The following is a 5,405-nucleotide window of genomic DNA, read 5'->3' on the forward strand; positions in this document are numbered from 1 at the left end:
CAATTCAAATCGTTGCAGATCAAAACAAAGCATAGGGGGTGTTTGGTTTGAAATTTGTTGGTAAGAGTGTTAAAAGAGTTGACGGGGTAAAAAAGGTCACAGGGACCTTAAAATATGTAGATGATATTAAGCTTTCAAGAATGTTGTATGCGGCTGTAAAAAGAAGTCCGCATGCACATGCAAACATCCTTAATATCAATATTGAAAAAGCCAAAGCGCTTAAGGGTGTTAAGGATATCATTACTGGAGAGCACTTCGAAAAAAGAGGTGGGCTCTATTTAGAGGATAAGAACTTTTTAGCAGTTGGCAAAGCAAGATATCGCGGTGAAGCAGTGGTGGCGGTTTGTGCCGAAACTGAAGAAATTGCACAAAGAGCGGTTGAACTCATTGAGGTGGAATATGAAGTACTTCCTGCGGTGACGGATGCCAAAGAAGGCATGAAGCCTGATGCACCACTTGTCCATCCAGACTTAGGCGATTACAATTGGGCACCTGTATTCTTTCCAAAGCCAGGGACCAATATTTCCAATCATTATACCCTAAGAAAGGGCGATGTTCCTGAAGCTTTTAAAAATGCTGAGTTTGTTGTTGAAAACAACTTTTTCGTACCACATGTCCAGCATGTACCAATAGAGACACACACTGCAATTGCACAGATGGATGCTGACGGATTCTTGACAGTCTGGGCAAGCTGCCAGTCGCCATATGCAGTAAGACAAGCACTTTCTGCTGCCTTTGATGTACCACTTAATAAGTTGAGAGTACTTTCACCAGCAGTCGGTGGCGGATTTGGTTCAAAAGCTGGAACGACCTTAGAAGGGATTATCATACCACTTGCCATGCGTGCAAAGGGCAGACCAGTAAAACTCACTTATTCGAGACAAGATGAATTTGAAAATGCCTATGTTAGACAAGGTCTTCACGCTTCTATTAAAACAGCGGTTAATAAAGAAGGTAAAGTGTTGGCAGTACAAAACGAGTTTATTTGGGATGGCGGTGCTTATACAGAGTATGGTGTCAACATCGCAAAGGCTGCAGGATATGCATCGGCTGGACCATATGATATAGACAACGTTTGGACAGATTCTTATTGCGTTTATACCAATCATCCAGTTGGCGGTCCTTACAGGGGCTTCGGCATGTGTGAAATTCATTTTGGCATAGAACAAAATCTGGATATTATCGCAGAAAAGCTTGGTATATCCCCAGTGGAAATAAGAAAAATAAACGGCATGAAACCAGGTGGTACCACAGGTACTGGCGAAGTAGTTACCGTATCAGGTCTGATGGAATGTCTAGACCAAGTGGTTGAGGATATTAAATTTTATGAAAAGAGCCAGCCTTCTTCACCAACAAAATTGCGTGGAAAGGGAATCGCATGTGGCTGGAAGGCCCCTTCAATGCCTAATAACGCAGCATCCTCAGCAATCATTAAACTCAATGAAGATGGGTCTGCACATCTACTTGTAAGTGCGCAAGATATAGGTCAGGGTTCTGACACCGTTATGACCCAAATCGCCGCAGAGGTTTTATCGATTTCACCTGAAAAAATCACCATTAAAACAGGCGATACAGATCATACCCCTTACGAGTGGCAAACTGTTGCTTCAAGGATTACTTATTCAGCGGGTCGTGCCGTTTATGAGGCTTGCCATGACGCAATGGATCAATTACTTGAACTGTCTCAGATAAAATTGGGTATCTTCAAAAGAGACTTGGAACTTAGAGATGGTTATGTGGTCTCTAAAATATATCCTGATAAGAAAGTTGCAATTTCTGAACTTGCCTTGGGACTTAACTTCCCAGATGGCTCGGCAATTCATGGACCAATCATTGGTAGGGGTTCATTTATTCCACCGAACATCAGAAATGCAGATAAGAAAACCGGTCTTGGTGACCATCCTGTTGTGTTCTGGACATATGGGGTACAGGGCGTAGAGGTGGAGGTTGACATAGAAACAGGTCAAACCAAGGTCTTAAAAGTTGCTTCTTGCTTCGATGTGGGTAAGGTGATGAACCCTCAACTCCTCGAAGGTCAAATAGAAGGTGCAATCGTACAAGGGATGGGGACAGCCTTGTTTGAAGAGCTCATGCTCAAGGATGGCAAGGTGCTAAATCCATCGTTTGTCGATTACAAAATTCCGACAGCAGATGATATGCCGGAAATGATTATCAAGTTTGTAGAAAACCCAGAGGAAACTGGTCCATTTGGCGCAAGGGGGGTTGCAGAACCTGCAATGGTGCCATCTGCTCCAGCGATTGCGAATGCCATTTATGATGCAACTGGTATTCGACTCAATACAATGCCTATGACAGCTGAAAAGGTCTTAAAGGCAATGAAAGAAAAATAGGTTAACGAGAAGACGCATCTACTAGAAAATAAGGAGGGGTTTTATGGAATCGCAAAAAAACGTACATGCGATTACAGATGTTACTGAGTTGGGGACGGCTAAAATGATGACATTAGGTCTTCAGCACACTTTTACAATGTTTGGTGCTACTGTTTTAGTTCCGATTATTACTGGACTCGATATTTCTGTTTCACTATTTTTAGCAGGTATTGGTACTCTTATTTTCCACTTTATTACAAAAGGTAAAGTTCCAGCATTCTTAGGCTCTTCATTTGCATTCATCGCTCCAATGCTTGCGGTAGCAGGTACTTATGGTTTAGATTATGCAAGAGGCGGAATCGTTGTTGCTGGTTTTATTTACCTGATTTTAGCAGGCTTGATGCAAGTATTTGGTTCAGAAAAGGTTATCAAGTTTTTCCCACCTGTTGTTACAGGTCCGATTATCATCGTTATTGGTCTAAAACTCGCACCAGTAGCAGTTGGTATGGCGCAGGCAGACTGGCTTTTAGCATTTATCGCATTCTGTATCGTTACAGGGGTTAGCGTTTATGCAAAGGGCTTCTTAAAAGTAATTCCAGTTATCATTGGCCTAATTGGCACATATATAATTGCAGTGATCCTTGGCAAAGTCGATTTTACACCAGTTCAACAGGCTGCTTTTATCGGTGTACCTGCATTTACTTTTGCTAAATTTAACTTGGATGCAATCCTTACTGTTGCACCAATCGCACTTGCAACTATGGTTGAGCATGTTGGCGACGTCCTCGCTATAGGTGCAACTGTAGAAAAAGATTTCATGAAAGACCCTGGTTTAACAAGAACACTTATGGGTGATGGTATTGCAACTTCTGTTTCAGCAATGTTTGGTGGACCAGCAAATACAACTTACTCTGAAAATACGGGTGTTTTGGCACTCACTAGAGCTTGGGATCCTAAGATCATGAGAATTGCAGCGGTTATGGCAATCTGTTTAGGTCTTATTCCAAAGCTTGGTGCATTAATCTCTACAATTCCTGGCGCAATTATCGGTGGTATTTCTATTATCCTATTCGGGATGATCGCTTCTATCGGTGCTAGAACTTTGGTTGAGCATCAGGTTGATTTTACAAAATCAAGAAATCTTATTATTACAGCAGTTATCGTGGTTCTAGGTTTAGGTGGTGCAGTACTTCCAATTAACATTGGTGCATTCTCTGTAAACGTAGAAGGTATGGCACTTGCTGCAATAGCAGGCATTATTTTAAATATTATTTTACCAGAATAGTACTACTTACTTTCTCGTTAATCACTCAACCGGTAAAAGAGTAGGTCTTTTACCGGTTTATTTTGTAAAACATTTACGAATATTTCACCGAATTGCTCTATTTTATTGTTGTGAGTTGCTAAAAAAATACCCTTAAAATAATCAGAATATTTAGTATAATGGTATTAGAGGTGACGCGCCATGCAAAATAATATTGGGGTTCGAATAAGTGAAATCATGCAGCTTGATTTATTTAAGGAAGCTGAAATCATAGGCGGAAAGTTGGGGCTTGAGCATTATATTACCAAGGTTAATGTCATGGAGGTTCCAGATATCATTAACTGGGTTAAACCAGGGGAATTTCTCTTGACCACTGCCTACTCAATTAAAGATGACATTATGAAGTTAAATGAGCTCATTCCAGTCATGAAGGAAATAGGTGTAGCCGGAATTGGGATTAAGACCAAGCGTTACATAGATGAGCTGCCAAATAGTGTTATTGAAACTGCTGACCGATTGGCATTTCCCATTATAGGCATTCCACAGGATATTTCCTTTGGAGATATCATTACCAATATACTGACCAGTGTTGTGAATAAACAAACAAACTTATTGATTCAAATAGACGATTTCAACAATCGTCTCAAGGAAATTATGCTTAGAGGCGGTGACCTCTATGAAATCGCAAAGATGATTCACGATGTTGTGGATGCACCAATTGCCATTACAGAGGATATCTTTAAGGATTTTGTGATCGTTGCCAGTCCTGAACAGACTAAAATGATTGAACCACTTGTGGAACAACTGATCCTCAATCGAAATGCAAAGTATAAGAAAACCATCCGAGATTTTGGGATTGAGCATTTTGAAGATTATTTTGGCGACCAAATGGTCAATCGATTAATGATTCCGATTTTTTCAGCAGATGTCCTTTACGGACATGTCATCATTTGGAATGTTAATGATAATATTGCAGACACCACACTCTTTATGATTGAGGCAGCGGTGTCCTTAATTGCACTTAATTCTGCAAAGAAGCTATCGGTTTATGAAAATGAAAACAAACACAAAATTGAATTTATAGAAGAATTACTATCTGACCAAGAAAGTCATCATCTTAGGGCTATAGAAAAAGCCACGTATTTTGATTTTAACAAGAATAATGTTTACGGTGTGGTTCTCGTCTCTATAAATGAGACGGTAACGGATGTCAAATATACACCCAATAATTCGAAAATTTTAAAACAGCTCAATTCAAAGCTTATCAGTGTTGTAGAACGTCTGCACCGTTCTTATAAAGGCGAACTGATTTATGGGAACAAGAGTGATCGGGTCATCTTTTTAATGGGCTTTGACTACCTCTACGACGAAGCAAAGATGAAGCAGGAAATGATTCAGTTTTCACATGACCTGCTCAGTTTTTCTAAACTGGAAAATATTCATAATAAAATATCAATCGGTATCGGCAGAACATATGGTAACTATCGAGAGCTATACAACAGTTACCGAGAGGCCAACCGATCAATTCAAAAGTTGAATTTAGGCGGTATTGCAAGACAAGGTACTGGTAATGAATTAGACCACAAAATTTTACATTTTGATGATCTTGGCATATACAGAATCTTGTCAAATGAAGTCATTCAGCCAGAGTTATACCAGTTTTTCATGGAAACCTTAGGCCCTATTGTGGCTTATGACAGGGAGAAGGACGCCGATTTATTGCAGACCCTTAAAATGTATTTTTCCTGTGGTTGTAATCTCAAAAAGGTATCTGAGGAGATGTACACCCATTACAATACTGTGATTTACCG

The 5,405-nt window shown here is 40.1% G+C and carries 3 protein-coding genes; all 3 read left to right on the forward strand.

Translation table 11 applies throughout. The annotated features are described in order from the left end of the window. Nucleotides 1-47 precede the first annotated feature (47 nt). Complete coding sequence (locus tag AC220I_RS17710; RefSeq protein WP_486725195.1) at nt 48-2,351, forward strand: xanthine dehydrogenase family protein molybdopterin-binding subunit; 2,304 nt, start codon at nt 48-50, stop codon at nt 2,349-2,351. A 43-nt stretch (nt 2,352-2,394) separates the two neighbouring features. Continuing rightward, nucleotides 2,395-3,615, forward strand: a complete 1,221-nt coding sequence (locus tag AC220I_RS17715; RefSeq protein WP_486725196.1) for a uracil-xanthine permease family protein — start codon at nt 2,395-2,397, stop codon at nt 3,613-3,615. 180 nt (nt 3,616-3,795) lie between these two features. After that, a partial coding sequence (locus AC220I_RS17720; protein ID WP_486725197.1) for a PucR family transcriptional regulator occupies nt 3,796-5,405 on the forward strand: 1,610 nt, incomplete at its 3' end.

Source organism: Fusibacter sp., from assembly GCF_057447755.1.

Excerpts from the sequence above, each read along its gene's own strand:
- AC220I_RS17715 (WP_486725196.1), top strand. The coding sequence starts at position 2,395 with ATGGAATCGCAAAAAAACGTACATGCGATTACAGATGTTACTGAGTTG.